Raw genomic sequence first — 22517 nt, 5'->3', positions numbered from 1 at the left:
CTTATGAACGGTCCTCTCGATTTGAACGAGTTTCACTGGTTGCTGGCGATCGTCCAGAGCATTGACGTCGGTGTGGTGGTGCTCGACCGCGACTACCGCGTGCAGGTCTGGAACACCTTCATGGAGAACCGCTCCGGGGTGCAGCCCAAGGACGCCCACAATCAGGATTTCTTTAGTCTGTTTCCCGAAATCGACCGCCAATGGTTCAGCCGCAAGGTGGAAAGCGTCGCTACCCTGGGCACGCCGGCGTTCACTGTCTGGGAGCAGCGCCCGTATCTGGTGCGGTTCAAGAACTACCAGCCGATCACCGGCCAGGAAGAGTTCATGTACCAGAACACCACGCTGTTACCGCTGCGCTCCACCGATAGCAAAATTAACCATATTTGCCTGGTGATCTATGACGTCACTGACGTCGCCACCAACCGCCATCAGCTCCAGGCCGCCAATGCGCAGTTGCAGCAACTCTCCATCACCGATCGGCTGACGGGCCTGTACAACCGCGGTCATTGGGAAGAAAGCCTGAAAGTCGCTTATGCTCGGCACCAGCGTTATGGCAATGCCACCAGCCTGGTGATGCTGGATATCGACCACTTCAAGCGGGTCAACGACACCTATGGTCACCAGGCGGGCGACAAGGTCATCGAGCAAGTCGCCAGGCTGATCCGCGAGCATGAGCGCGAAACCGATGTGGCTGGGCGTTATGGCGGTGAAGAGTTCGGCGTGGTGCTTTCGGACACCGACAAGACCGGCGCACGGGTTTTCGCCGAGCGTCTGCGTAAGGCCGTCGAAGGGCTGGAAGTGCTGCACAACGGCCAGAGCATCCGTTTCACCATCAGCCTGGGGGTGGCCGACCTGAGCCAGCCCTCGACTAACTACGCCGACCTGATCGCCTGGGCCGACCACGCGCTGTATGCGTCGAAGAACGCCGGGCGCAATCGGGTGACGGTGTATGAGTAGATAAAGCCATCAGCAAAGGTCCAATCCTCTGCATGGGCTTTACGATGTGCACCTCAGCTCTGCGAAGGCGCCCATTCCTGATCAGAACGTTCTCTGTTCAACTGCCTGCTAAGCTCTCCGGCCTCCTGGGCGCTGACCTCGCTTACGCCGCAGAACTTCTGTAGCCAGTGGATGAGCATTTCCTCGTCAGGGTAGAAATAGTCTTTAAGCCTTCTGCTCCGAAGACAGTGGTTGGTTCTGGTGTCGTAACGGGACGCGGCCGCTTCATCCGGTGGCAGACACCCCGCATCGGCGACATCCCCTTTGAACATCCAGACTATTTCGTTGAGGTGCCCCTGAGCACTTCGGTCGCTGCGCCGGTAAAAACTGAACTCACGATTGAGTTCCGTGAACCGCTCAAGCATGGAGGGGTACTCGACCCACTCCAGCACGCCTCTGTGCAGCGCGTGATTCAGCATGTTATTCATCCAGCGCTGGGCGAAGGCCTGAACAAAGCCGTCTACATCGGCTTTTTTCATGTCGGCGAAGATCATGCAGTAGCGCGTTTGCAGGTGAATCGCCAGCAGTACGTGCTTACGCTGGACGGTAATGGCATGCACCAGCCATTGCGAAGGCGCTGACGTCGAGTCATCCGCCTGATCGTCGTCGATAGGGGTCGAAGGCGGACGTTGGACGGGCGTGATTGTTTTACCCTTGTGAACACGGCTGAAAAAACCGCTCGCCGCCTCGGTGCAATTGAAGACCAACAAATCCACTTTCCTCTTTGACAAATGTCCGTACTCAGAACGTTTCCTGTCACTTCTGGCGCACGACTTCTTCAACCCAATTCAGCTTGTAGGGCCGTCTGACGACGTCCTCCACGCAGCGCAATGCGCCTTCGCTGAGCACCGACAACTCGGCGTCGGTCAGCAAATTGTACATGACCATAAAACGTAACGTCATAAGTGCGGAGGTGCGGCTGTGAGTGGTTTGGTGATGTACACACTTGGCTCAGATGGAACGCTATCAAAAAAGGTCGGTAATGCCTCTAATGCCGGGGGGTTAAGCTTCTACGAGGAATGTGCGCAGCCAGGAATTCCTTAGCTGAATTGCATTAACCAATGCCTCGGCCTTACAGCAGCTCAAAACTCCGTTCTTTCACATTCTGCGAATCCAGCCCGATCAGCACTCTGAACTCACCCGACTCTGCCGCGTGCTTCAACTGCGCATCGTAAAACTTCAGGTCATTTTCGTTGAGGGTGAATTGGATGACTTTCTCTTCCCCGGGCTTGAGCATGATCTTTTGAAAACCCTTCAATTCCTTGATGGGGCGACTGATGGAGGCGCTCACGTCCCGCACATAAAGCTGCACCACGGTCTCGCCCTCCCGCTGCCCGGTATTTTTCACCACGACGCTGGCACCCAGGGTATCGCTGCGCTCCAGTTGTTTACTGGTCAAGGTCACGTCGGACAGACTGAATTGGGTGTAGCTCAGACCGAAACCAAAGGGGTACAGCGGGCCGTACGCTTCGTCGAAATAGCGCGAGGTCACTGCACGAGGATTCTCCAGCAGGTGCGGTCGGCTGGTGTTCAGGTGGTTGTAGTACATCGGAATCTGGCCCACGGAGCGTGGGAATGAAACCGGCAGTTTGCCGGAAGGGTTGTAGTCGCCGAACAGCACATCGGCGATCGCATTACCGCCTTCGGTGCCGCTGTACCAGGTTTCCAGCACCGCATCGGCGGCGTCCTGTTCCTTGCCAACGGACAGTGGACGGCCGTTCATCAGGACCAGCACCAGGGGTTTACCGGTGGCCTTTAGCGCTTTGATCAGTTCGGACTGATAGCCGGGCAATCCCAGGCTGGCACGGCTTGCCCCTTCATACGACATGCCGCGAGACTCTCCGACCACCGCGACGACGATCTCGGCCTGCTCCGCGACCTTGACCGCCTCTTCGATCATTTGTTGAGCCGGGCGTGGATCGATCTCGACATCGGACGGGTTGGCGCCAGGCTGGTTCAGGTAGTTGAGGACCGATTGGTCGTCAGTGATATCGGCGCCCCGGGCGTAAAGCAGTCGGCTTGGGTCGCCCAGTGCATTGGCGATACCGTCATAGACCGATACCGCCTGCACCGGTGAGCCAATGGAGCTCCAGGTCCCGAGGATATCGAGACGGCTTTTCGCCAGGGCCCCGACGACGGCCACCACACTGTCCTTCTTGAGTGGCAGTACATTGGCCCGGTTCTTCAACAGCACCAGACTCTTGCGCGCGACTTCACGGGCCTGGGCCCGGTGCAGGCGGTCCTCGGCGTTGTTATCTGGCGGATCTTCAGGGGCGGCGCCGATTCGCAGGTAGGGATCTGCGAACAGTCCCAGATCGTACTTGGCCCCCAGCACGGCTCGCACAGCGTCGTCGATTTCCTCCTGCGAGACCTCTCCTGATTGCAACAGACCCGGCAGTTCCTTGCGATAAAGCGTGTCGGTCATGCTCATGTTGACCCCGGCCTTGATCGCCCGCAGGGCGGCCTCACGGCCATCGCGCGCCACGCCATGGGTCACCAATTCGTTGACCGCATCGAAATCGCTGATGGTCAGGCCTTTGAAATCCCACTGTTTGCGCAACAGATCATGGATCAACCAGGTATTGGAGGTGGCGGGCGTGCCATTGATGGCGACGTAGGTCAGCATCATGGCCCCCACGCCAGCGTTTACCGCGGAACGATAAGGCGGCAGGTAGTCCTGATACATCTTCGGCAGGCTCATATCGACCGAGTTGTAGTCGCGACCGCCTTCCGCCGCACCGTACAAGGCAAAATGCTTGGCGCTGGCCATGACACTGTCCACTGCACCGAGTTTCGACCCTTGCAGCGCGTTGACCATCACCTGGGCATAACGCGAGGCCATATAGGTATCTTCGCCCAGACCTTCGGACATCCGCCCCCAACGCGGGTCTCGGGTGATATCGACCATGGGGGAAAACACCATGTCCAGGCCATCGGCACTCGCCTCCTTCGCCGCGATGCGTGCGCTCAAGGCGACAGCGTCCACGTCCCAGGTGGAAGCCAGACCGAGGCCGATCGGAAACAGCGTGCGATGACCGTGAATGACGTCGTAGGCAAAGAACAAAGGGATTTTCAGTCGGCTGCGCAAGGCGGCGTCCTGAAACGCTCGCAGATCCGAACGGCCTGTCACATAAAAGAGGCCACCGACTTGCCCCTGGGTAGCTTCTTCAAGAAATGTCTCTTGAGGCATTTGCTGGCCGATGCAGTTGAGTCTGAGCTGGCCGATCTTTTCTTCAATGGTCATGCGCTGCAGGAGATCGGCGATGAACAAGGCTTTGTCATCCCCGGGAACGGAACCCGCCTCAGCCCGCCCCGGCTGACAAAGCAGCAGAGTGACCAGGCCGATCACCGTTACCATTTTCACTTTGTCCGTCCTCGGACCAACAAAAGGTGCTGAGCCCTAGACTCGGCCAATGGGGAGTTGATGTCTACTGGTAGTTCCTGTAGCCGCTGGCGAAGCCGGCGTCCGGCTCGTGTAGCAGCTGCAGCTGCTACGGGGCCAGCGCCAAACGGTTTATCCGAGCGATAAAAATAGAATTGATCAAAAAATTGAGTTTGATCCGGGCCTAAAACAACTGTACAAAAACACAGTATTTTATTGAATCGCCACTCTCGTGCCCCGGAGAAAACCATGGCCTCTCTTGCGATGAAAGTCACCCTCGAACGTATCGCCCTGTTTCAATTCACCCCCGAACACTGTGCGCAAGCCCGGGATTTACTGGGCTGGAGCCTCAAGCGGCTGTCTCGGGAGTCGGGGGTTTCCGTAGAAGCCATCCAGTTGTTCGAAGCCCGTGGGGATTTGCTGGACGTCACCCGTTTGGCCCTGGCGTTTCGGCTGGAGGCTGAAGGGCTGGTGTTTTTCCCGGGCTTTGCGCCGGGCAGAGGGATGAATGTCAAAGGGGCAACGCCGGATCCGGTCGGGCGGGCTGATTACGCGATGATCGAATGATCGTCTCCAACACCTGCCCCACCAGCGCCTCAACCGAACAATCCGTTGAGTCCAGGCGTATCACCGGGCAGTTCAGGGTTTTGAGCCAGGTTTCATGTCGGCGCAGGCTGCGGGTGCCGTGGCCGCCCTCGTCGTAGCCGGCGGCCCAGGCGAGGAAGGTTTGGGTTTCGCCGTAGCGCGCTCCGCCTTCGAAGATCTGTTCGCCGTAGCGCTGGAATTCCCGGGCGCGCAAGCGTTGCAAGCGGACCTCTGGATCGAGGCGGACGAAGATGGCGTGGGTGAACGCAGAAGTTATCGGGTCGCCCCAGCCGCAGAGGGAACCGGAAAGCACCCAGCTATCCAGGCCGGCGACACGTTCTTGCAGCAGTTGAATGCGTTCGTCGCGAGTGCGCCTGCTGCTGAAGGGCTTCTCGGTGGGGTGCCAGTAGAAGGTGTCCGAGTCGAAGTGGGCAACAGCCAATCGCTCGGCCAACGCCTGGCCCAGGGTGGTGGTACCGGAGCCGGAAGCTCCGAAGAGATGAATTCTGTAGGTCATGGCAGGGTCCGTTGCTGACTGTCTCATTCACGGTCTTTACATAACCCGTAGCCGCCGTCATGGCAATATTTCGGCGCATAAAGGCGGCTGGGTAATTGCTTACAGGTTGTTGACGATGACTTGCTCCGTCCCGCTTTCGACCTCCAGCCACCAGGCCTGTCCACGCTGGGGCTGTTTCAGGTTGAACGCTTCACCCATTTGCGGCGTGGTGATGGACACATTGCGCTCCCAGGCCAGGGCCAGGATGCGATCGAAGGGTTCGTGCCAGGCGTGCATCGACAGGTCGAAAGTGCCGTTGTGGATCGGTAGCAACCAGCGGCCCTTGAGGTCGATATGCGCCTGGAGGGTTTGCTCGGGCTGCATATGGATGTGCGGCCAGTCGACATTGTAGGCACCGGTTTCCATCAGGGTCAGGTCAAAGGGTCCGTACTGTTCGCCAATACGCTTGAAGCCATCGAAATAGCCGGTGTCACCACTGAAGAAGATTCGCGTGTCGCCATCGATCATGACCCAGGATGCCCATAACGTGCGGTTGCCATCGAACAGGCCGCGACCGGAAAAGTGTTGCGAAGGCGTGGCGATAAAGCGCATGCCGTCCACCTCGGTGTCCCGCCACCAATCCAGTTGGCGCACTTTGCCTGGCTCGATACCCCACTTGATCAAGGTATCGCCCACGCCCAGCGGCGTAAGGAAGTACCGGGTTTTGTCGGCCAGTTTGAGGATGGATTGATGGTCGAGATGGTCGTAGTGATCGTGGGACAGGATCACCGCCTCGATGGGAGGCAGTTGCTCGAGGCTGATGGGGGGCTGATGGAAGCGCCGCGGACCGGCCCATTGCACCGGCGATGCGCGCTCGGCGAAGACCGGGTCGGTCAGCCAGAATTTGTCGTGCAGTTTGAGCAGCACGGTGGAATGGCCGAGACGGAACACGCTGTGATTGGGCGCGGCAAAGAGCGCTTCGCGGGTCAGGGCTTGAACCGGGATATCCCCTGCCGGGCGGGTATTACGCGGTTTATGGAACAGCATGTTCCAGAATATCCGCAAGGTTTTGCGCAAGCCTTCGCGCTGCACCGGCGCGTGGTTGCGGTAGTGACCTTGATCCTGCAAAGACGCTTCAAGGCCGACAGCGCAGTCGTCGCGGGATGAGGAGGTGGCCATGATTGAGGTGGCTCCAAGGAATTCGACGAGGTTGCCGCGTTCCGTTGCTGGACGATAAATGGCCAATGCATGCACGCTTGGGCCGAGACTCTATGTTTGCCGAACAGTTACACTGCACGGTGTAGTTTCTAGATTGCAACAAATCCGAGAGCAAGTAAACTCCAGAGTGTAAGTTTCCCTAATTCCCGCCGAAGCCTATTTATGACAGTTCCACTGCGTCTCACCGACCGTAAACGCGACGCCATCATTCAGGCGGCCATTGTCGAATTCCGTGCCAACGGTTTCGACATCACCAGCATGGACAAGATTGCTGCAACGGCCGGGGTGTCGAAGCGAACGGTGTACAACCACTTCCCCAGCAAGGAAGAGCTGTTTGCCGAGATCCTGAATAAATTGTGGAACAGCATCTGCACGGAACAGGAAACGCCGTACCACAATGACCAGCCGCTACGCCCGCAACTCGAAGCGGTGCTGCGGGCCAAACTGCAAACGCTGTCGGACAATAATTTTCTCGACCTGGCTCGAGTGGCAATCGCCGCCACTATTCACTCGCCCGAGCGCGGCCAGGACATGGTCGCGCGTCTGGGCGAACGGGAAGAAGGTCTTACGGTGTGGATTCGTGCAGCCCAGGCAGATGGCCGGTTGAAAGCGGTCGATCCGATTTTTGCCGCGCACCAGGTGCAAGGGCTGATCAAGGCTTTCGCCTTCTGGCCGCAGATTTCCATGGGCCAGCCGGGGTTGTCGGCAGAGATGCAGACCTGCGTGGTCGAGTCGACCCTGGACATGTTCCTGACTTGCTATCAGCTGTAGTCCGAGGCTGCTGTCAGACCCGTTACCCTTTCCTTCAGGGCTTCTGCAGCTCTAGTGCGTCTGGAATAAATGACACTATTGCTGACATTTTCCGGTAAACGAGCGCGCCCACTGAAACACGACAATTTGTTTCTGAAGAAATTGGGTAATGAATAACCAACGCGCAGGCTCCTCCAGCATCAGCCGATACAAACTCTGGCGGTTTACCTCAGTCCAGAGGGCTCGAGGGCTATAGTAGGCCCCAGTCCCACGGCATTGCAGAGAGCACCATGAATTCGAGCAAACCCGAAGTAGCGTCTACGGAATCAGTCGACCCCCTGCGTTTTCACCGCCCCCATGCCCATCTGGCTCCGACCTTCGGCACTGACCGTTTTGCCTTGAGAGCCGAAGCCTTTGCGCGCTTTTTCGGCACGCCGACCTTTCTTGGCGCACAAACCCTGATCGTGGTGATCTGGGTCTGCCTCAATCTGTCTGGCCTCACGCATTTCGACCTTTACCCATTCATCCTGCTCAACCTGGCGTTCAGCCTGCAATCGGCCTACGCCGCACCACTGATTCTGCTGGCTCAGACCCGCCAGGCGGCGCGCGACAAAGCCAAGTCCGACGCCGATGCCCGCCACCGGGAATCCCTGGCCAACGCCAATACCAAGCGCCAGGAACAAGCGGCGCACAACACCGCACAGTTAATGGCATTGCTTGAGCAAAACACCCGCTTGACCGAGATGACCAAGTCGCTGACCGAGCGCATAGAAAGCCTGACCTCCGAAATGCATCAGCACTTTGTGCGCAAGGATGAGCCCAAGGCTTGAATCAGCGAACGACCACTTTGTTCTGCGGGACCTCGAACAGCGTTACCGCGCGCTGTTGCCAGCGGTTTTTGTAACTCGGGGTGGACGTCTCATTGTTGCCGTCCAGGACCACCTGGATGACTCCCTTTTGGCATAGGGTGAATACCTGCTGGATGCCGACTGCCCTGCCGCCATCCTCGAGAATCGTATGAGCCAGCTTCGCCTGCGTGTCGCTGCCAATGAAATAACCACCACAGATGAAGGGCTGAGCGACGGCAGGTAATGCCAGTGCACAGAAAGAAACAGCCAACATTGATCGAGTGATTTTGTGCATCTGTGGCATCCCACTTATCAGTTAATGAAACCACCTCAAGGGCGGAAACTTAACGTAAAGATAGAGCCAGCACGCTTCAATCAGCGAAGGCTACAAAGGTCATCGTCTATCGACCTTATCTCTGAAGGATTTTTCTGACCGCCCCAAAAGAGCAAGCTCGCCTACACGTTTCGTCACCACGGATAGACGGATCAACTCGGACTCTGAGGGAGCGGCAGTGCGGCGATCCGACTTGCCCGCGAAGACGTCAGACCAGACACCCTCTACCTCGAATCACCCCACCACCGGCTGCACCAGACTGCGCTGCGCCGAAATCTCCGGCACGTCCTCGCGACGCATGTACACCCGCAGCGGTTCGGTGATGTTGATGCGGTCGTCGATATTCTGGTCCAGCAGCAGTTGAATCAGCTCGCGCTTGAGGGTCATGGTTTGATGGATCGCCGGCTGCCAGACGAATTCGCTGCAGGGGATGATCGCGTCATCCGCGACGTCCATGCCAAACGAGTCTTCGCTGAAACGAACGATATGCCGGCCGGTCTTGCGATTGAAACCGACGAAACCTTTGAGTTGGTCGGCGGCCTGGCAGATAAGCTCGGAAGTGATGCGCATGCTAAACCTCACGGTAGGTCCCGAAAGACAGGTGATCGATGGTTTGCACGCTGGGCAAGTGAAGCAGTTTTTTTCAGGTGTCCCTCTGACGGGGAGACTGTTGGGCCAAAGAGTACTGCAAAGAGCCGCACAAAAGCGCTGAAAAAAATGCTTCGAATGCAGCTTTATGTCGGTTTGGCGATAGCACTGACAGCGTTCAGTTGTTAAAACATAGTATCGCTCACAACGAAAGGATCTCGACTATGCCTGCCACCTTCCAAAAAAGCGCCCTGCTGCTGAGCCTGATGCTCGGTCTGGGCCAGGCACAGGCCAGTAGCCAGCCAAGCCCCAGCGCCCTGGCCACCGCAACGGGCATTCCGCGCCCGGCGGTCATTGCCCACCGTGGAGCATCCTTCGATGCCCCGGAATCCACCGCGGCCGCTTACAAACTGGCCCGCGACCTGGGTGCCGACTATCTGGAACTGGACTTGCAACGCAGCAAGGACGGCGTGTTGTTCGCCCTGCATGACGACAACCTGCAACGCACCACCGATGTCGCGAGTAAATTCCCCGAGCGCAAGGACAGTCCCGCCAACCAATTCACCCTGGCCGAACTGAAAACTCTGGATGCCGGCAGTTGGTTCAACAACGCCTACCCGGACCGCGCGCGCCCGTCCTATGTCGGCCTGAAGATTCTGACCCTCGACGAAATCATCGATATCGCCCAGGGCAACCCGCTGCACAAGCCCGGGCTGTATATCGAAACCAAGGAGCCGAAGCAGTTTCCGGGCCTGGAACGCGACCTCAAGGATAAATTGCAGGACCGTGGCTGGCTCAGCCCGATCGGCTCGAAACTGGCGAAAGGCGAAATTGCGGTCGGCCAGGGCAAAGGCAAGGTCGTGCTGCAAACCTTCGAAAAGAGCAGCCTGGAGCTGTTGCAAAAAGAGATGCCGCAGGTCCCGAAAATCCTCCTGCTGTGGGTCGGTGAAGGCAGTATCGAACCCAAGTCCAACGTCACTTTCGCCGACAGCGGGGAAAAGGATAAGGCCGCCTTCTACGCCAGGCAGGAACCCAAGGACAAAGCCGAATTCGAGAAGTGGGTCGACTACGCCAAGGCTCAAGGCGCCATTGGCACCGGACCTTCGGCCGCCCTGACCGCCGGTGGCGATCAAAGCTATTCGGACCTGGTGCAGCCGTGGATGAACAGTTTCGCTCACGACAAAGGCCTGTTGGTGCATGCCTACACCATCGACGAACCGGTGGATTACCAGAAAGTGATGGATGCCGGCGTCGATGGCATCTTCACCAACCGCAGCTCCGAGCTGCTCAAGTACTTCAAGCGTCCGGCCCCGGCCACTGTCGCGCAGTTGCTTGAAGCCAACGGCTTTTAACCGAGCCGAAATGAAATTAAGGGTGAATTAAGTTCAGCGGGTTACTCTAACGCCACTTAAACAGTTTCACTCCAAGGAAAGAACCTTATGAAGACGTTGACCGCCCTGTTCGCCGCTGCTGCCTTGACCCTGACTGCCGGCCTGGCCCAGGCCGACGTTCGTCCAGACCAGATTCCAGGCCTGCTCAAAGCCGGCACCATCATGGACCTGGAAAAACTCAACCAGACCGCCCTCACCCAGCATCCAGGCACAACGGCGGCCAGCATCACCGATACCGAGCTTGAGCTCAAAGGCGCGGACTACGTCTACCAGGTGGAAATTCGTGACGCCAAAGGCGTCAAGTGGGACGTGGACCTGAACGCCAAGACCGGTCAGGTGCTGAGCAACAAACAAGACAAGTAACGGCATCACAAAAAGCCGCGCGGCCTTCGGGTCGCGCGGCTTTTTTTATGCGCTCAGGCGCGCGGTCACCTCATTCAACTGCCCCGACAACCCGTGTAAATTCCGGCTCGCCGCTTCAGTGCGCTGCACGTTGTCCAGGTTGGTGCTGGCGATGCTGGTGATTTCAGTGAGGTTGCGCGAAATGTCTTCAGCCACCGAAGTCTGCTCTTCGGCGGCCGTAGCGATTTGCCGGTTCATGTCGCGTATCGCTTCCACCGAAGCGGTGATCCGCTCCAGCATCGCGCCAGCCTGAGTCACTTGTTCGACGCTTTCTTCGCTGCGTGACTGGCCGCTGTCGATGGCCTGGGCCGCATCCACTGCACCCTTCTGCACCGTTTGAATGATCTGATTGATCTCGATGATCGATGCCGCCGTGCGCTGAGCCAGGCTGCGCACTTCATCGGCGACCACGGCAAATCCGCGTCCTGCCTCGCCGGCGCGGGCCGCTTCGATGGCGGCATTGAGCGCCAGCAGGTTGGTCTGTTCGGCAATGGCACGAATCACTTCCAGCACCTTGCCGATCCGCCCGCTGTCGGTCTCCAGCTGACGGATGACGGTAGCGGTATTGGCGATTTCGCCACGCATCCGGGTGATGGTGTGAATCGTCCCCTGCATGACCTTTTCGCCCTGCTGAGCAGAGTGATCGGCATCATCGGCAGCCCGTGCCGCATCCGCTGCATGCCGGGCGACTTCCTGCGCCGTGGCGGACATCTCGTTCATCGCCGTGGCCACTTGATCGGTGCGGTTGAACTGCTCGTTGGTGCCCTGAGTCATCTGGCTGGCGATCGAATTCAGCTCGCCACTGGCGCTGTCCAGATCGGTGGCGCTGCGTTGTAAGCGGCTGAAGGTCTCTGCGAGAAAATCCCGCAAGGTATTGGCAGCAACAGCCAGCTTGCCCAGTTCATCCTGACGATCGCATGCCACACGCGCGGCAAACCGACCCTGGCTGAGTTGAGCGACGTACTCGATCAGTTTGCGGATCGGCTCGACCAGATTGCGGTTGACCAGCCACAGGCTGAGCAGGCCGATCAACAGGCCCGAAGCCAGCATCACCATGATCCCCAGCAACACGGTGCGATCAGCATTGGCACTGATCAGGGTTGATTGCCTGGCACCCTGCTTGCGCAGTTCGCTCACCAGTTCACTCATTTGCTCGCTAACGGCACGGTCCACGCCTTTGACCGCGGCATCGCCAGCAGCAGCGTCGGCCCCGGCGGCCAGATAGGCATCCCGGCCCTTCTGATAGGCCGTACCCAAAACGCGGTGCTCTTCACGCAGTCGCTCGATACGACTTTTGAGTTGCGCATCAATCCCCGGGATGCTGCCCAGTTGTCCGAGAATGCCTTGTACATCGCGCTGGCGGTCTTCGAATTGCTTCCAGTACGTGTTCAAGTCTGCTGGCCGCTTGCCACGCAGCAAGACGTTTTTCCATTCCTGAACCTGAACCTTGAATTGCAGGTTGGCTTCATCGATCAGTTGCGAAGTATGCAGCGGGCCATCGATCAGATTGCGATAGCTCTGAACACCGCTGGAAAGAAAATGAAAGCACGCCAGCGCAATCAGCAGCATTGCAAACAGACTGCCGCTCAGCAGTGCCAGGATTTGAGCTCTCAGGGATTTGTGCACAAACATCGAGTGGGATCTCATGACAGGGATAAAGCAGGCCAACCAGAGGCATGCATGACGTCCAGACATCCCTGTCAGAAACAACGAGGCCTTTTGGCCAAAGGCGCGAAAGACTACCTGAGCTTGATCGGCACTGGGCTCGCATTCTTTAATGGCGCCGACCACTGGTCATGGCGCGCTTGCCGATGTCGCCAAGCTGTCACAAAACCGTCAAACAGCCTTGTCATGATGCGGTTCAAGCGAACCTGTGAAGCCTGGGACAGGCGCGTCCCGCCAGCGAGACTCCATGAACCACAGCATCAGCCAAAGCCATCGCGACACTGATCTGTTCGGTCTGCTCTACGGGTTCAGTTTTCGCCCTGGCGAACGGGGGCGCGAAATCGATTCGGCGAGCGCCGTGCAATGCTTGCGGCAACCCGGCGATCCCGAGGAATTTCTCTGGCTGCACCTGAACCTGGCCCACGCCGCCTGCGAACGCTGGATGAAAACCAACCTGGAACTGCCGCAGGAGTTCTTCGAAGCGCTGCACGAAGGTTCGCGCTCGACCCGTATCGAACACGTCGATTCGGCGCTGCTGGCGGTGGTCAACGATGTGGTGTTCAACCTGAGCAACATGGTTTCTTCGGATATTTCGACTTTGTGGGTCTGCGCCCGCAGCCGCCTGATCATCAGCGCCCGCCTGCAACCCTTGCACTCGGTGGACAAGCTGCGCTCCTCGGTCAAGGCCGGTGAATGCTTCCGCTCACCGTTGGAGCTGCTGGTGCATCTACTGCGCGACCAGGGTGAGGTGCTGACCCAGATCGTGCGCAAGACCAGCAGCAGCGTCGATCAGATCGAGGACCAGTTATTGTCCTCGCGCCTGTCCACCAACCGCGCCGAACTGGGTACCAACCGCCGGGTGCTGGTACGCCTGCAACGCTTGCTGGCACTGGAGCCGGGGTCGTTGCTGCGACTGCTCAATCGCCCGCCGCACTGGCTGCAGAAAGAGGACGTCAAGGAACTGCGCAAATCCACCGAGGAGTTTGCGCTGATCATCAACGACCTCACCGCCCTGGGCGAGCGCATCAAGCTGCTGCAGGAAGAAATCGCCGCCAACCTCAACGAACAAAGCAACCGCACCCTGTTCACCCTGACCGTGGTGACGGTGTTGGCGCTGCCGATCAACATCATTGCCGGGTTCTTCGGCATGAATGTCGGCGGCATTCCACTCTCGGCCGACCCGGAAGGTTTCTGGATTCTGGTGGCGCTGGTGGCGACCTTCACCGTGCTGGCCGGGCGTTGGGCGTTTCGCAAGCGCCAGGACTACTGACGTCCGCTCGAGCCCATTCGCTGGCAAGCAAAACGCACCTATACCAGGCCACCAGGAGTCACGCCGTCATGGGTAGGAGCTGCCGACAGACTGCGCTCTTTTCAGCGGCCACCTGGACAACCCGACCTGCAAGCCAAACGCCAACACCCCGGTCAACGGCGCCGAAAAACTCCCCGGCACACCTCCCGTGAACATCAACAGCAAGCCCAATGCCGTGCCACCAAACCAGGCCGTCAGCCCTACCGGATTGAACGCCGGCGCGCTGTGTATCGCGCTCACATCGCGCCCGCCATAGAGAATCTGCGCCAGCGCCACACCGACCCAGGCCACCACGAAAATGCCCTGATAGGCCAAGGCCTTGAGCAGGTAGGAAAAGACATCCGCGAGCATCAACCCATACACAATCAGCCCCACCGCTACCGCCCACATCAGGTACGAACCACGCAGGCCGAAACGGGCGAAGAACGCCTGCATGTTCAGGGTCGCCAGGTAGTAATTGGCGGTGTTGATCCGGGTCTGTGTAGCCCAGACGAACAGCAGCCCCCACAACCCCATCAATTGCAGAATCGCCATCACCACCGAGACTTCATTCAGCGTGCCTTCGTGGGGAATGCTGCTGACCAGATAGATCCCGGCTGCGCCATTGAGCAGGAAAGTCACTGCATAGAACGGCATGCCGAAGTTCCAGCGACCATGGTAAGTGGCGTCCTCGGGCTTGCCAAAACGCGCGTAATCGAAGGTGAACAACATCAGCACCCAGACGCCCATGTAGGCCACAAAACAATCCCACCAGCCAAACGCGCGGGGAGTTGCCGGACCGAAATCCAGCCACTGCGGCTGATAGCCATAGCGGCTGATGGACAAACCAACGGCGAACAGCAAGCCGCCCAGATAGACCGGAAGCAACACACCGTTGAGCTTGTCCAGCCAGTGCTGCACGCTGCCCAGAATCAGCGGCACGCTGTACAGCACCACCAGCAGCGCGGCGAGCGGATAGACCAGCTCCGGGTACAGGTGGTTGAGCGCCACGGCGATCACCGAGCCTTCGAACACCGCGTAATAAATCGCCGTGGAGAAGAAGATCAGCGTTGCCAGACAGGCCCCCGTGCGGCCAAACAACAGCCGGGAAAACAGCGCCACCGACAGGCCGCTGCGAATCGCGAAGCGGCTGAGTACAGTGTTGACCAGCCCATAGCTGATCACCGACAGCAGCATGCCGATCAGCGCATTGCGCGTGCCGTAGGACAACGCCAGGGACGCGCCGACCACGATGTAGAACATCGCGCTGCAGACGGCCCACCAGGCCATGGTCAGGGACAGTCGACCCATGCGTGCATCCGCCGGGACCGGAACGCTGGCCGGGTCCTGCCCGGTTTGACTCGATTGCGATAAAGCAGCCATTTGCGTGAACTCCAAAACCAGTCAAAGGTTGAAGCGCGGGCAGCCGCCACCGCACCGCAGTGCGGCGTTGGCGTACCTTTTGGCATTGCCCGCGCTAAACGGCGGGCAGCATCAGGAAGGGAACAGTTTGCTCAGGCAACTGAGTTTTTTCTTATAGGAGCGCCGAGCCTCCAGCGCCTCTTCGAGGGTCACCGCGACGAAGCGGGCCTTCTGATTGGGCTGCATCTGCCCGATCAGGTCGAGGTCGGCACTGATCACCGTGCCGATCATCGCGTAGCCGCCACCGGAGACCGCGTCGCGATGCAGGACGATTGGCTCGAGCCCGGCCGGAACCTGGATCGAACCGATGGGGTAGCAACTGTCGACGATGTTCGACGGATCGGAGCCGGCACCGAACGGCTGTTCGCGGGGCTGGAAACTCAGCGCGCTGCCGCCCTTGAAGCGATAGCCGATGCGGTCCGCTTCAGAGCCGACAGTCCAGGGTTCGGCGAAGAAGCTGCTCTTGGCGGACTCGGTCAGGCGGTGGTAATACAGACCGGGGACCACCCGCAGGGTGATCTCACCGCCCAGGGCCTGGCGCAAGGCCATTGGCAAGCTGGCCCCGGCGCGACTCTTGCCGCTGTCGATGCCGATCGGCAGTTCATCGCCAATCGCCAGGCGCCGCCCTTGAAAACCACCGAGCGCGCCCAAGGCATAAGTCGAACGACTGCCCAGCACCAGCGGCACATCAATCCCGCCCGCGACCGCCAGATAGGCGCGAGCACCGGCCTTGGGAAAGTCAAAGCGCAGCACCTGCCCGGCGCGGACGCTGAAGGCGGTGTCGTGGTGCATTTCCACGCCGTCGACCCGGGGCGTCATGAGGGCGCCGCAGACCGCCACCAGTGCATCCTGATGAAACTCCAGTTCAGGACCCAGTAGCGTGCACTCCAGTGCCGCGGCGCCCGCCGGGTTTCCGACCAATTGGTTGGCGGCGCTCAACGCGTATTGATCCAGTGCGCCAGAGGGTGGAATGCCGAGGTGATAGTAGCCTTCGCGGCCCAGGTCCTGAACCGAGGTGGCGAGGCCGGGTTTGAGCACCTTGATCATGCCAGCACCTCCTGCAACGACTTGGGATAACCGACCGGGTCGGCGAGAAAGGCGTCCAATGAGAACTCCACCGGACGAATGCGCAGATCAAAGCGTCCGGCCTCGACCTCAGCCACCGCCAGGTCGTACTCCTCACGCTGCATGGGCTTGAACTGGACGATATCGCCGGGACGGAAGAACACCATGTGCTCTTGCAGATAAGCCAGCTTCTGCTCCGGGTCGTAGATCGGTGCCGGCGTGACGCCGAACATTTGATAGCCGCCGGCACCGCGCACCGAGTAGATGCAGCCAAAGCAACCGCCATGACCGAGGGTCAACTTGGGGGTATCGGTACGCGGCCGCAGGTATTTGGGCACCTGCAACTGCCGCTCGCGCTCGACCATCTGGAACATGAACGGCAACCCGGCGACGAAGCCGACCATCGAGACGAACCACGGCGCACCACTGTGCGCGGCGATGAACGCGTCGACGTCGGCCAGGCCATTGATCCGCGCGGCGTATTCCAGGTCGGTGGAGCTCGGGTCTTGATGGCGGTCGCGAAAACGCATCAGGGTTTCATGGGTCCAGGGATCGTTGTACAGCACCGGAATCTCGATGATCCGCGTCTGCAACGTGCGCTCGGCCACGGCCTGCGCTTCCGCACTCTGGACCGCATCGAGCAGCGTGTGCGGAGCAATCCGGTCCGGGTCGAAACGGATCTGGAACGAGGCGTTGGCCAGGCATACATCGAGCACCCCATCGAGGGCCAGACGCTCCACCGCACGCGTCACCGCCATGCCCTTGAAGAACGCCTCAAGGGACATGCTTTCACTGACCTCGGCGAACAAATGTTCATCAGCGCCGAAGCTGTAGCGAATCGAACTGCTCATCACTCACCTCCCATGGGGCGTTCGGCCAGCCAGGTTTCCAGGGTGCCGGTATGGAAGTCGGCGCTGTGCAGCCACGGCTGGTCGAGCAATTGGCGATGCAGCGACAAGGTGCTGGCCATGCCGGTCAGGGTGGTGTTTTGCAGCGCGATACGGGCACGGGCCAGGGCTTCGGCGCGATCGCTGCCATGCACAATCAACTTGGCCAGCAGCGAGTCATAGTACGGCGGCACACGATAGCCTTGGTACAGATGGGTGTCGACTCGCACCCCTTCGCCCTCGGGCCAGACCAACTGTTCGACCAGCCCCGGGCTTGGAAAGAAATCCCGCGCCGGGTCTTCGGCGTTCAGGCGCATTTGCAGCGCCGCACCGTTCATCCGGATATCGCTTTGCTGCAACCCCAACGGCTCGCCACCGGCAATGCGCAACATCGCCTGGACCAGGTCGATGCCGGTGATCAGTTCGCTGACCGGATGCTCGACCTGAATCCGCGTGTTCATCTCGATAAAGAAGAACTCGCCGGTGCTGTCGTCGTAGAGATATTCCAGGGTACCGGCGCCCTTGTAGCCGAGGGCTTCAGTCAGGCGTACGGCACTCGCGCAAAGAGATTCGCGTTGCTGCGAACTCAGCACCGGCGACGGCGCTTCTTCGAAGATCTTCTGTCGCCGCCGTTGCAGCGAGCACTCGCGCTCGAACAGATGCACCGCGTGCTTGCCATCGCCCAGTACCTGGACTTCGATGTGTCGGGCCTTGCCGATAAAGCGTTCCAGATACACCGCGCCGTTGCCGAACGCCGCTTGCGCTTCGCGTTGCGAACGGGGGAATTCTTCGGCCAGCTGCGCGGCACTTTCGGCCAGGCGAATACCGCGCCCGCCACCACCGGCCGAGGCTTTGATCAGTAGCGGAAAGCCGACTGCTTCGGCCGCCCGCAACGCCGACTCGAGGTCAAACAGTTCACCGGGTGAACCAGGCACCACCGGCACCCCGGCGGCTTGCGCTGTGCGCCGTGCTTCGGCCTTGTCGCCCATGCGCCGGATCGTCTCCGGGCTCGGCCCGACGAAGATCGCGCCGGCGGCCTGCACCGCTTCGGCGAACGCGGCGTTCTCCGACAGGAAGCCATAGCCAGGGTGTACCGCGTTGGCGCCGCTGGCTTTCAAGGCGCCCAGCAGGGCCTCGACATTCAGGTAACTTTTATCGGCACGGGCCGGGCCGAGGATGTGCACTTCATCGGCCATGCGCGCCGCGAGCGAATCGACATCCGCCTCGCTGCAGGCGGCGACGGTGGGGATCCCCAGTTCTTTGGCGGCACGGATGATCCGCACCGCGATCTCGCCACGATTGGCGATCAACAGTTTGCTAATGCGCTGAGTCATGATCGCGTCCTCACTCTTCGTCGAGCGTCGCGACGATCTGACCCGGCTCCACCGGATCGCCGTCTTCTACCATAAAGGCTGTCACACGACCGGCCGTCCCGGCGGTCAGTTCGGAAAACTGCTTCATGACCTCGATCAGGCCAATCACGGTGTCGGCGCCAACCAGCGCACCGACCTCGACAAAGTTCGGCGACTCGGGCGTGGCCTTGCGGTAGAACGTTCCCGGCAACGGGGTGATAACAGTGTATTCGGCCATGTCTGTTCCTCTTGGAATAGTTGTAGAAAGGCAGGCAAAAAGTGAAACCAGTCTCTGAAACCCCCGCGTCTGGGCGCGGGGTGTTGGGTTAAACGCTTAGCGCGGCGCGCGCACCTCGATCCCGGCCTGATCCAGCGCGGTACGTGTAGCCTCAACCAGATCCAGCGCACCCGGGGTGTCGCTGTGCAGGCAGATGGAATCGAATTCGATAAACAGGTCTTCGCCCTCGACGGTGCGCACCAGACCTTGCTGGCAAGCGCGCAGAACCTTGGCGGCTACGGTTGCCGGATCAAGCGCACGAACATTACGGGTGAAGACGATGGAGCCGCTGAGGTCGTAATCGCGGTCGGCGTAGAACTCGCGAATCACCGGTTGGCCGAGCTCCTTGGCGATGCGCCAGATCACCGAGTTCGGCATGCAATACAGCAGTAATTCAGGATCGAGGCGGTTGAGGTTTTCGACAAACAGCCGGGCGGCCTCCTCGTCCCGGGCCAGGTGCATGTAGAGCGCGCCGTGGGGTTTGATGTGTTGCAGCGGCACGCCCTGGACGCGGGCGATTTCCCGCAGGGCACCGAGCTGGTAGAGCATGTCGTCGACCAACTCCTGGGCCGGCGCGTTGATATGTCGACGACCGAACCCCACCAGGTCGCGAAACCCCGGGTGGGCACCGATGGCCACGCCCAGGCGCTTGGCCTGCTCGACGGTACGGCGCATGGTGCCGGGGTCACCGGCATGAAAGCCGGTGGCGATATTGGCCGAGCTGATAAAGCCCATCAACTCAGTGTCGACGCCATCGCCGATGGTCCACGGGCCGAAGCTTTCGCCCATGTCCGAATTGAAATCCACTGCCTGCATGATGTTTGCTCCTGACTCTTGTGACTTCATGCAGTCCACGTTAAATTTCCGCCAACCCCTTGGGAAGATCTATTAACAGATAGGGTATCTTCTGAAAAACAGATACCTCAATGAAGCCGCTACCAGAGCCTGCGCGGCGACAAGGGTCGATAAAAACCTCAGGAACTTTCCATGTCCCTTACCCTGCGTCAGGTCCGCTACTTTGTCGCCACCGCCGAGATCGGGCAGATCTCCCAGGCGGCGATCCATCTGAATATTTCTCAGTCGGCGGTGACCACGGCGATCAAGGAACTGGAGGGCATGTTGGGCACCTTGCTGTTTCAACGCTCGGCCCAGGGCATGAGCCTGACCGACGCCGGTCGGCATTTTCTCAATCGGGCCTACGTGATATTGCGCAGCGTCGACGATGCGCTGAACAGCCCGTTGCCGGACTATCGCGCCAGCGGTGTATTGCGCGTCGCCGCCAGCTACACGGTGATTGGCTACTTCCTGCCCCATCACCTTCAGCGCATGAGCCACTGGCATCCGGACGTGTCGATCGAAGTCCATGAGCAGGAACGCCAGGCCATCGAACAAGGCCTGCTGGAGGGCCGCTTCGACATGGCGGTGGTGCTGACCGCTAACCTCACCCACCCGGACATCGTCTCGGAAATACTCTTCAACTCCGAGCGCCGCCTGTGGCTGCCCAGCCATCATCCACTTTGCGAGCGCTCGGCGGTCAGCCTCGCCGATGTGGCGCAAGAACCCTACATCCTGCTGACGGTCGACGAGGCCGAACAAAGTGCGATGCGTTACTGGGAACACGCCGGCCAACAACCCAAGGTGCGGGTGCGCACCAGTTCAGTGGAGGCGGTGCGCAGCATGGTCGCCAATGGCAGTGGTGTAGCGATCCTCTCCGACCTGGTGCATCGCCCCTGGTCGCTGGAAGGCAAACGCATCGAAACCCTGACCGTGACCGACCCGGTGACGCCCATGAGCGTCGGCCTGGCCTGGCACCGCGAACACGCCTTCACTCCGGCGATGCAAGCGTTCCGTGATTACTTCCATGATGCGTTCCTCGCGCCGCAGCAGCATTCGGTGCGGCGCTGAACGCGTTGGCTCAGATCATCCGACTCAGCAGCAGTCGCTCGCGCAGCACGTCATACGCCCAGTGATAGACGTAGGTGTATGGCAGGAAAAACAGCAGCACGCCGAGGTCCAGAATCAGTGCCTGCAACAGGCTGATGTTCAGCCACCAGGCGATCAGCGGCACGCTGACCGCCACCAGACCACCCTCGAACAGCAGCGCGTGCAGCACGCGGGTCCAGCCGCTTGGAGTCATGCCGAGGTGCTTGAGCAAGCGGTCGAACAGGCCGTTGAACAGGACGTTCCAACCCAGGGCAATCAGGCCGATGGCGATGGTCGCGACACCCATGTCGACCAGCGGCTTGTCCATCAGCCAGGCGAGCAGCGGGGTACACAACAGGACCGCGAGCAGCTCGAAACCGATGGCCTGGAAAATACGTTCAGTGATGGATTTATTGGTGCTCATGACTGGGCTCCCTAAGTGAAGATGTTGCCATCATCACCTTGCAGACCGATACTTCATAACTAATAACCATCGATCAAGGCGATAGTTTATGGCCTCTCACGAAGTGTTACTGGCCTTTGTCCAGGCCGCGACCCAAGGCTCGTTTTCCGCGGCGGCGCGCAAGCTGGGAAGGAGCCAGTCGACCATCAGCGCCGCCGTTGCCAGCCTGGAAATCGACCTGGATGTGGTGCTGTTCGATCGCAGCAGCCGCAAGCCGACGCTGACCCCGGCCGGGCACGTCATGCTGCAGCGCGCCGAAGACATCCTCGACGCGACCAGTCGCCTGGAAATGGCCGCCAGTCAGCTGTCTCAAGGTTTCGAGCCGAAGCTGACCGTGGCCATTTCCGATACCTATCAGTCCGATCGTTTCGAGGCGAGCTTGAGCGCCTTCGAGCAGCGTTACCCAGACCTCGAACTCGAATGCCTGATCGCCGAATGCGCCGATCTGATCGCCCTGGTTCAGAGTGGCCGGGCGCAGATTGCCTTTGCCGAGATGCAACCGAATTACCCGGCGGACCTCGCCAGCTCGACAGTGGACGAACGCACGGAAATTGCCTTGTTTGTGTCTCGTGACCATCCCTTGGCGGCACTGAACAAAGTCGACAAGGACAGCCTGCAACAGCACCGCGAGTTGCGCCTGGCGACCATCGTCAACCCTTACGAAAGCCGTGCCCAAGGCCGGGTCTGGTCGGCGCCGAGTTACCTGATGCTGCTGGAAATGGCCCAGCGCGGGTTCGGCTGGGCACCCTTGCCGCGCTGGCTGGTGGGCCGCTTTGGCGCCGGCTCGCTGCAGGAACTCAAGGTGCGCGGCTGGCCGCGACCGGTGGCGGTCGATGCCCTCTGGTCACGCCTGCATCCGCCGGGGCCGGCGGGGAGCTGGTTGTTGGGGAAGATGCTCGAGTGAGGGTGCCGCAGGCTGCGATCTTTTCGGCGGACAAATGCGTTGCCCCGACGGACGCCAGGATCAAAAGATCGCAGCCTGCGGCAGCTCCTACAGGGGATTGGCGAACCGACGGGCAAACGCGGTCGGCGTAGGGGCTGCCGCAGGCTGCGATCTTTTCGGCGGACAATGCGTTGCCCCGACGGACGCCAGGATCAAAAGATCGCAGCCTGCGGCAGCTCCTACAGGGGATTGGCGAACCGACGGGCAAACGCGGTCGGCGTAGGAGCTGCCGAAGGCTGCGA

At 60.0% G+C, this 22517-nt stretch carries 24 protein-coding genes; 9 read left to right on the top strand and 15 right to left on the bottom strand.

Annotation, left to right across the window (positions count from 1 at the left end; all coding sequences use genetic code 11):
• Positions 1-3 precede the first annotated feature (3 nt).
• On the top strand, positions 4-957 hold the full coding sequence (locus tag F8N85_RS28680; protein WP_150806839.1) for a diguanylate cyclase: 954 nt from the start codon (positions 4-6) through the stop codon (positions 955-957).
• 53 nt (positions 958-1010) lie between these two features.
• On the opposite strand, the gene F8N85_RS28675 is transcribed toward F8N85_RS28680, so the two are convergent.
• The 3 genes from F8N85_RS28675 to bglX form a co-directional block, all read right to left on the bottom strand.
• Positions 1011-1706 carry a DUF6933 domain-containing protein gene (locus F8N85_RS28675; RefSeq protein ID WP_150806838.1) on the bottom strand — a complete coding sequence of 232 codons (696 nt, stop codon included), beginning with the start codon at positions 1704-1706 and terminating at the stop codon, positions 1011-1013.
• Between the two features lie 46 nt (positions 1707-1752).
• Positions 1753-1878 carry a hypothetical protein gene (locus tag F8N85_RS35510; protein WP_263596391.1) on the bottom strand — a complete coding sequence of 42 codons (126 nt, stop codon included), beginning with the start codon at positions 1876-1878 and terminating at the stop codon, positions 1753-1755.
• 190 nt (positions 1879-2068) lie between these two features.
• Positions 2069-4360, bottom strand: coding sequence for a beta-glucosidase BglX (gene bglX, locus F8N85_RS28670; RefSeq protein ID WP_412072518.1), 2292 nt, complete (start codon positions 4358-4360; stop codon positions 2069-2071).
• Positions 4361-4627: 267 nt separating this feature from the next.
• Here bglX and F8N85_RS28665 point away from each other — a divergent pair, with 267 nt between their 5' ends.
• Positions 4628-4945: an XRE family transcriptional regulator gene (locus F8N85_RS28665; protein WP_150806837.1), complete on the top strand. Its 318-nt coding sequence runs from the start codon at positions 4628-4630 to the stop codon at positions 4943-4945.
• Here the strand turns inward: F8N85_RS28665 and F8N85_RS28660 are convergent.
• Positions 4890-5480, bottom strand: a complete 591-nt coding sequence (locus F8N85_RS28660; RefSeq protein WP_150806836.1) for an AAA family ATPase — start codon at positions 5478-5480, stop codon at positions 4890-4892. The genes F8N85_RS28665 and F8N85_RS28660 overlap by 56 nt on opposite strands.
• Positions 5481-5579: 99 nt before the next feature.
• Positions 5580-6638 (bottom strand): MBL fold metallo-hydrolase, encoded by a 1059-nt coding sequence (locus F8N85_RS28655; RefSeq protein ID WP_150806835.1) that lies wholly within the window; start codon positions 6636-6638, stop codon positions 5580-5582.
• A gap of 201 nt (positions 6639-6839) precedes the next feature.
• Here F8N85_RS28655 and F8N85_RS28650 point away from each other — a divergent pair, with 201 nt between their 5' ends.
• Positions 6840-7448 carry a TetR/AcrR family transcriptional regulator gene (locus F8N85_RS28650; protein WP_150806834.1) on the top strand — a complete coding sequence of 203 codons (609 nt, stop codon included), beginning with the start codon at positions 6840-6842 and terminating at the stop codon, positions 7446-7448.
• Positions 7449-7717: 269 nt separating this feature from the next.
• Complete coding sequence (locus F8N85_RS28645) at positions 7718-8257, top strand: DUF1003 domain-containing protein (protein ID WP_150806833.1); 540 nt, start codon at positions 7718-7720, stop codon at positions 8255-8257.
• 1 nt (position 8258) lies between these two features.
• Here the strand turns inward: F8N85_RS28645 and F8N85_RS28640 are convergent, their stop codons facing one another.
• Together F8N85_RS28640 and F8N85_RS28635 are read right to left on the bottom strand one after the other, a co-directional pair.
• Positions 8259-8570, bottom strand: coding sequence for a hypothetical protein (locus tag F8N85_RS28640; RefSeq protein WP_150806832.1), 312 nt, complete (start codon positions 8568-8570; stop codon positions 8259-8261).
• Positions 8571-8843: 273 nt separating this feature from the next.
• On the bottom strand, positions 8844-9179 hold the full coding sequence (locus tag F8N85_RS28635; RefSeq protein ID WP_150806831.1) for a DUF2025 family protein: 336 nt from the start codon (positions 9177-9179) through the stop codon (positions 8844-8846).
• Between the two features lie 242 nt (positions 9180-9421).
• Here F8N85_RS28635 and F8N85_RS28630 point away from each other — a divergent pair, with 242 nt between their 5' ends.
• Positions 9422-10549, top strand: a complete 1128-nt coding sequence (locus F8N85_RS28630) for a glycerophosphodiester phosphodiesterase (protein WP_150806830.1) — start codon at positions 9422-9424, stop codon at positions 10547-10549.
• A gap of 87 nt (positions 10550-10636) precedes the next feature.
• Positions 10637-10951, top strand: coding sequence for a PepSY domain-containing protein (locus F8N85_RS28625; RefSeq protein ID WP_150806829.1), 315 nt, complete (start codon positions 10637-10639; stop codon positions 10949-10951).
• 45 nt (positions 10952-10996) lie between these two features.
• Here the strand turns inward: F8N85_RS28625 and F8N85_RS28620 are convergent, their stop codons facing one another.
• Positions 10997-12622: a methyl-accepting chemotaxis protein gene (locus F8N85_RS28620; RefSeq protein WP_150806828.1), complete on the bottom strand. Its 1626-nt coding sequence runs from the start codon at positions 12620-12622 to the stop codon at positions 10997-10999.
• Positions 12623-12902: 280 nt separating this feature from the next.
• On the opposite strand from F8N85_RS28620, the gene F8N85_RS28615 reads away from it, so the two are divergent.
• Positions 12903-13925 carry a transporter gene (locus F8N85_RS28615; RefSeq protein WP_150806827.1) on the top strand — a complete coding sequence of 341 codons (1023 nt, stop codon included), beginning with the start codon at positions 12903-12905 and terminating at the stop codon, positions 13923-13925.
• 66 nt (positions 13926-13991) lie between these two features.
• Here the strand turns inward: F8N85_RS28615 and F8N85_RS28610 are convergent, their stop codons facing one another.
• The 6 genes from F8N85_RS28610 to F8N85_RS28585 form a co-directional block, all read right to left on the bottom strand.
• On the bottom strand, positions 13992-15326 hold the full coding sequence (locus F8N85_RS28610) for a purine-cytosine permease family protein (RefSeq protein ID WP_150806826.1): 1335 nt from the start codon (positions 15324-15326) through the stop codon (positions 13992-13994).
• Positions 15327-15437: 111 nt separating this feature from the next.
• Complete coding sequence (locus tag F8N85_RS28605) at positions 15438-16412, bottom strand: biotin-dependent carboxyltransferase family protein (RefSeq protein ID WP_150806825.1); 975 nt, start codon at positions 16410-16412, stop codon at positions 15438-15440.
• Positions 16409-17281 (bottom strand): 5-oxoprolinase subunit B family protein, encoded by an 873-nt coding sequence (locus F8N85_RS28600; protein ID WP_150806824.1) that lies wholly within the window; start codon positions 17279-17281, stop codon positions 16409-16411. Before F8N85_RS28600 ends, F8N85_RS28605 begins: the two co-directional genes overlap by 4 nt.
• Positions 17281-18651, bottom strand: coding sequence for an acetyl-CoA carboxylase biotin carboxylase subunit (locus F8N85_RS28595; protein WP_150806823.1), 1371 nt, complete (start codon positions 18649-18651; stop codon positions 17281-17283). The genes F8N85_RS28600 and F8N85_RS28595 overlap by 1 nt, the downstream gene beginning before the upstream one ends.
• 10 nt (positions 18652-18661) lie before the next feature.
• On the bottom strand, positions 18662-18907 hold the full coding sequence (locus F8N85_RS28590) for an acetyl-CoA carboxylase (RefSeq protein ID WP_150806822.1): 246 nt from the start codon (positions 18905-18907) through the stop codon (positions 18662-18664).
• A 96-nt stretch (positions 18908-19003) separates the two neighbouring features.
• Positions 19004-19762, bottom strand: coding sequence for a 5-oxoprolinase subunit PxpA (locus F8N85_RS28585; protein ID WP_150806821.1), 759 nt, complete (start codon positions 19760-19762; stop codon positions 19004-19006).
• A 171-nt stretch (positions 19763-19933) separates the two neighbouring features.
• Here F8N85_RS28585 and F8N85_RS28580 point away from each other — a divergent pair, with 171 nt between their 5' ends.
• Positions 19934-20851, top strand: coding sequence for a LysR family transcriptional regulator (locus F8N85_RS28580; protein WP_150806820.1), 918 nt, complete (start codon positions 19934-19936; stop codon positions 20849-20851).
• A 10-nt stretch (positions 20852-20861) separates the two neighbouring features.
• Here F8N85_RS28580 and F8N85_RS28575 read toward each other — a convergent pair whose 3' ends face one another.
• Positions 20862-21293 carry a multidrug/biocide efflux PACE transporter gene (locus tag F8N85_RS28575; protein WP_150806819.1) on the bottom strand — a complete coding sequence of 144 codons (432 nt, stop codon included), beginning with the start codon at positions 21291-21293 and terminating at the stop codon, positions 20862-20864.
• An 88-nt stretch (positions 21294-21381) separates the two neighbouring features.
• On the opposite strand from F8N85_RS28575, the gene F8N85_RS28570 reads away from it, so the two are divergent.
• A complete protein-coding gene (locus tag F8N85_RS28570) occupies positions 21382-22236 on the top strand; it encodes a LysR family transcriptional regulator (protein WP_150806818.1) in 855 nt (284 codons plus the stop codon).
• Positions 22237-22517 lie beyond the last annotated feature (281 nt).

Source organism: Pseudomonas fluorescens (assembly GCF_902497875.1).
GTDB lineage: Bacteria > Pseudomonadota > Gammaproteobacteria > Pseudomonadales > Pseudomonadaceae > Aquipseudomonas > Aquipseudomonas fluorescens_BR.
The sequence above is the reverse complement of the archived record's forward strand: the minus strand, read 5'-3'. Positions and strand labels throughout refer to the sequence as shown.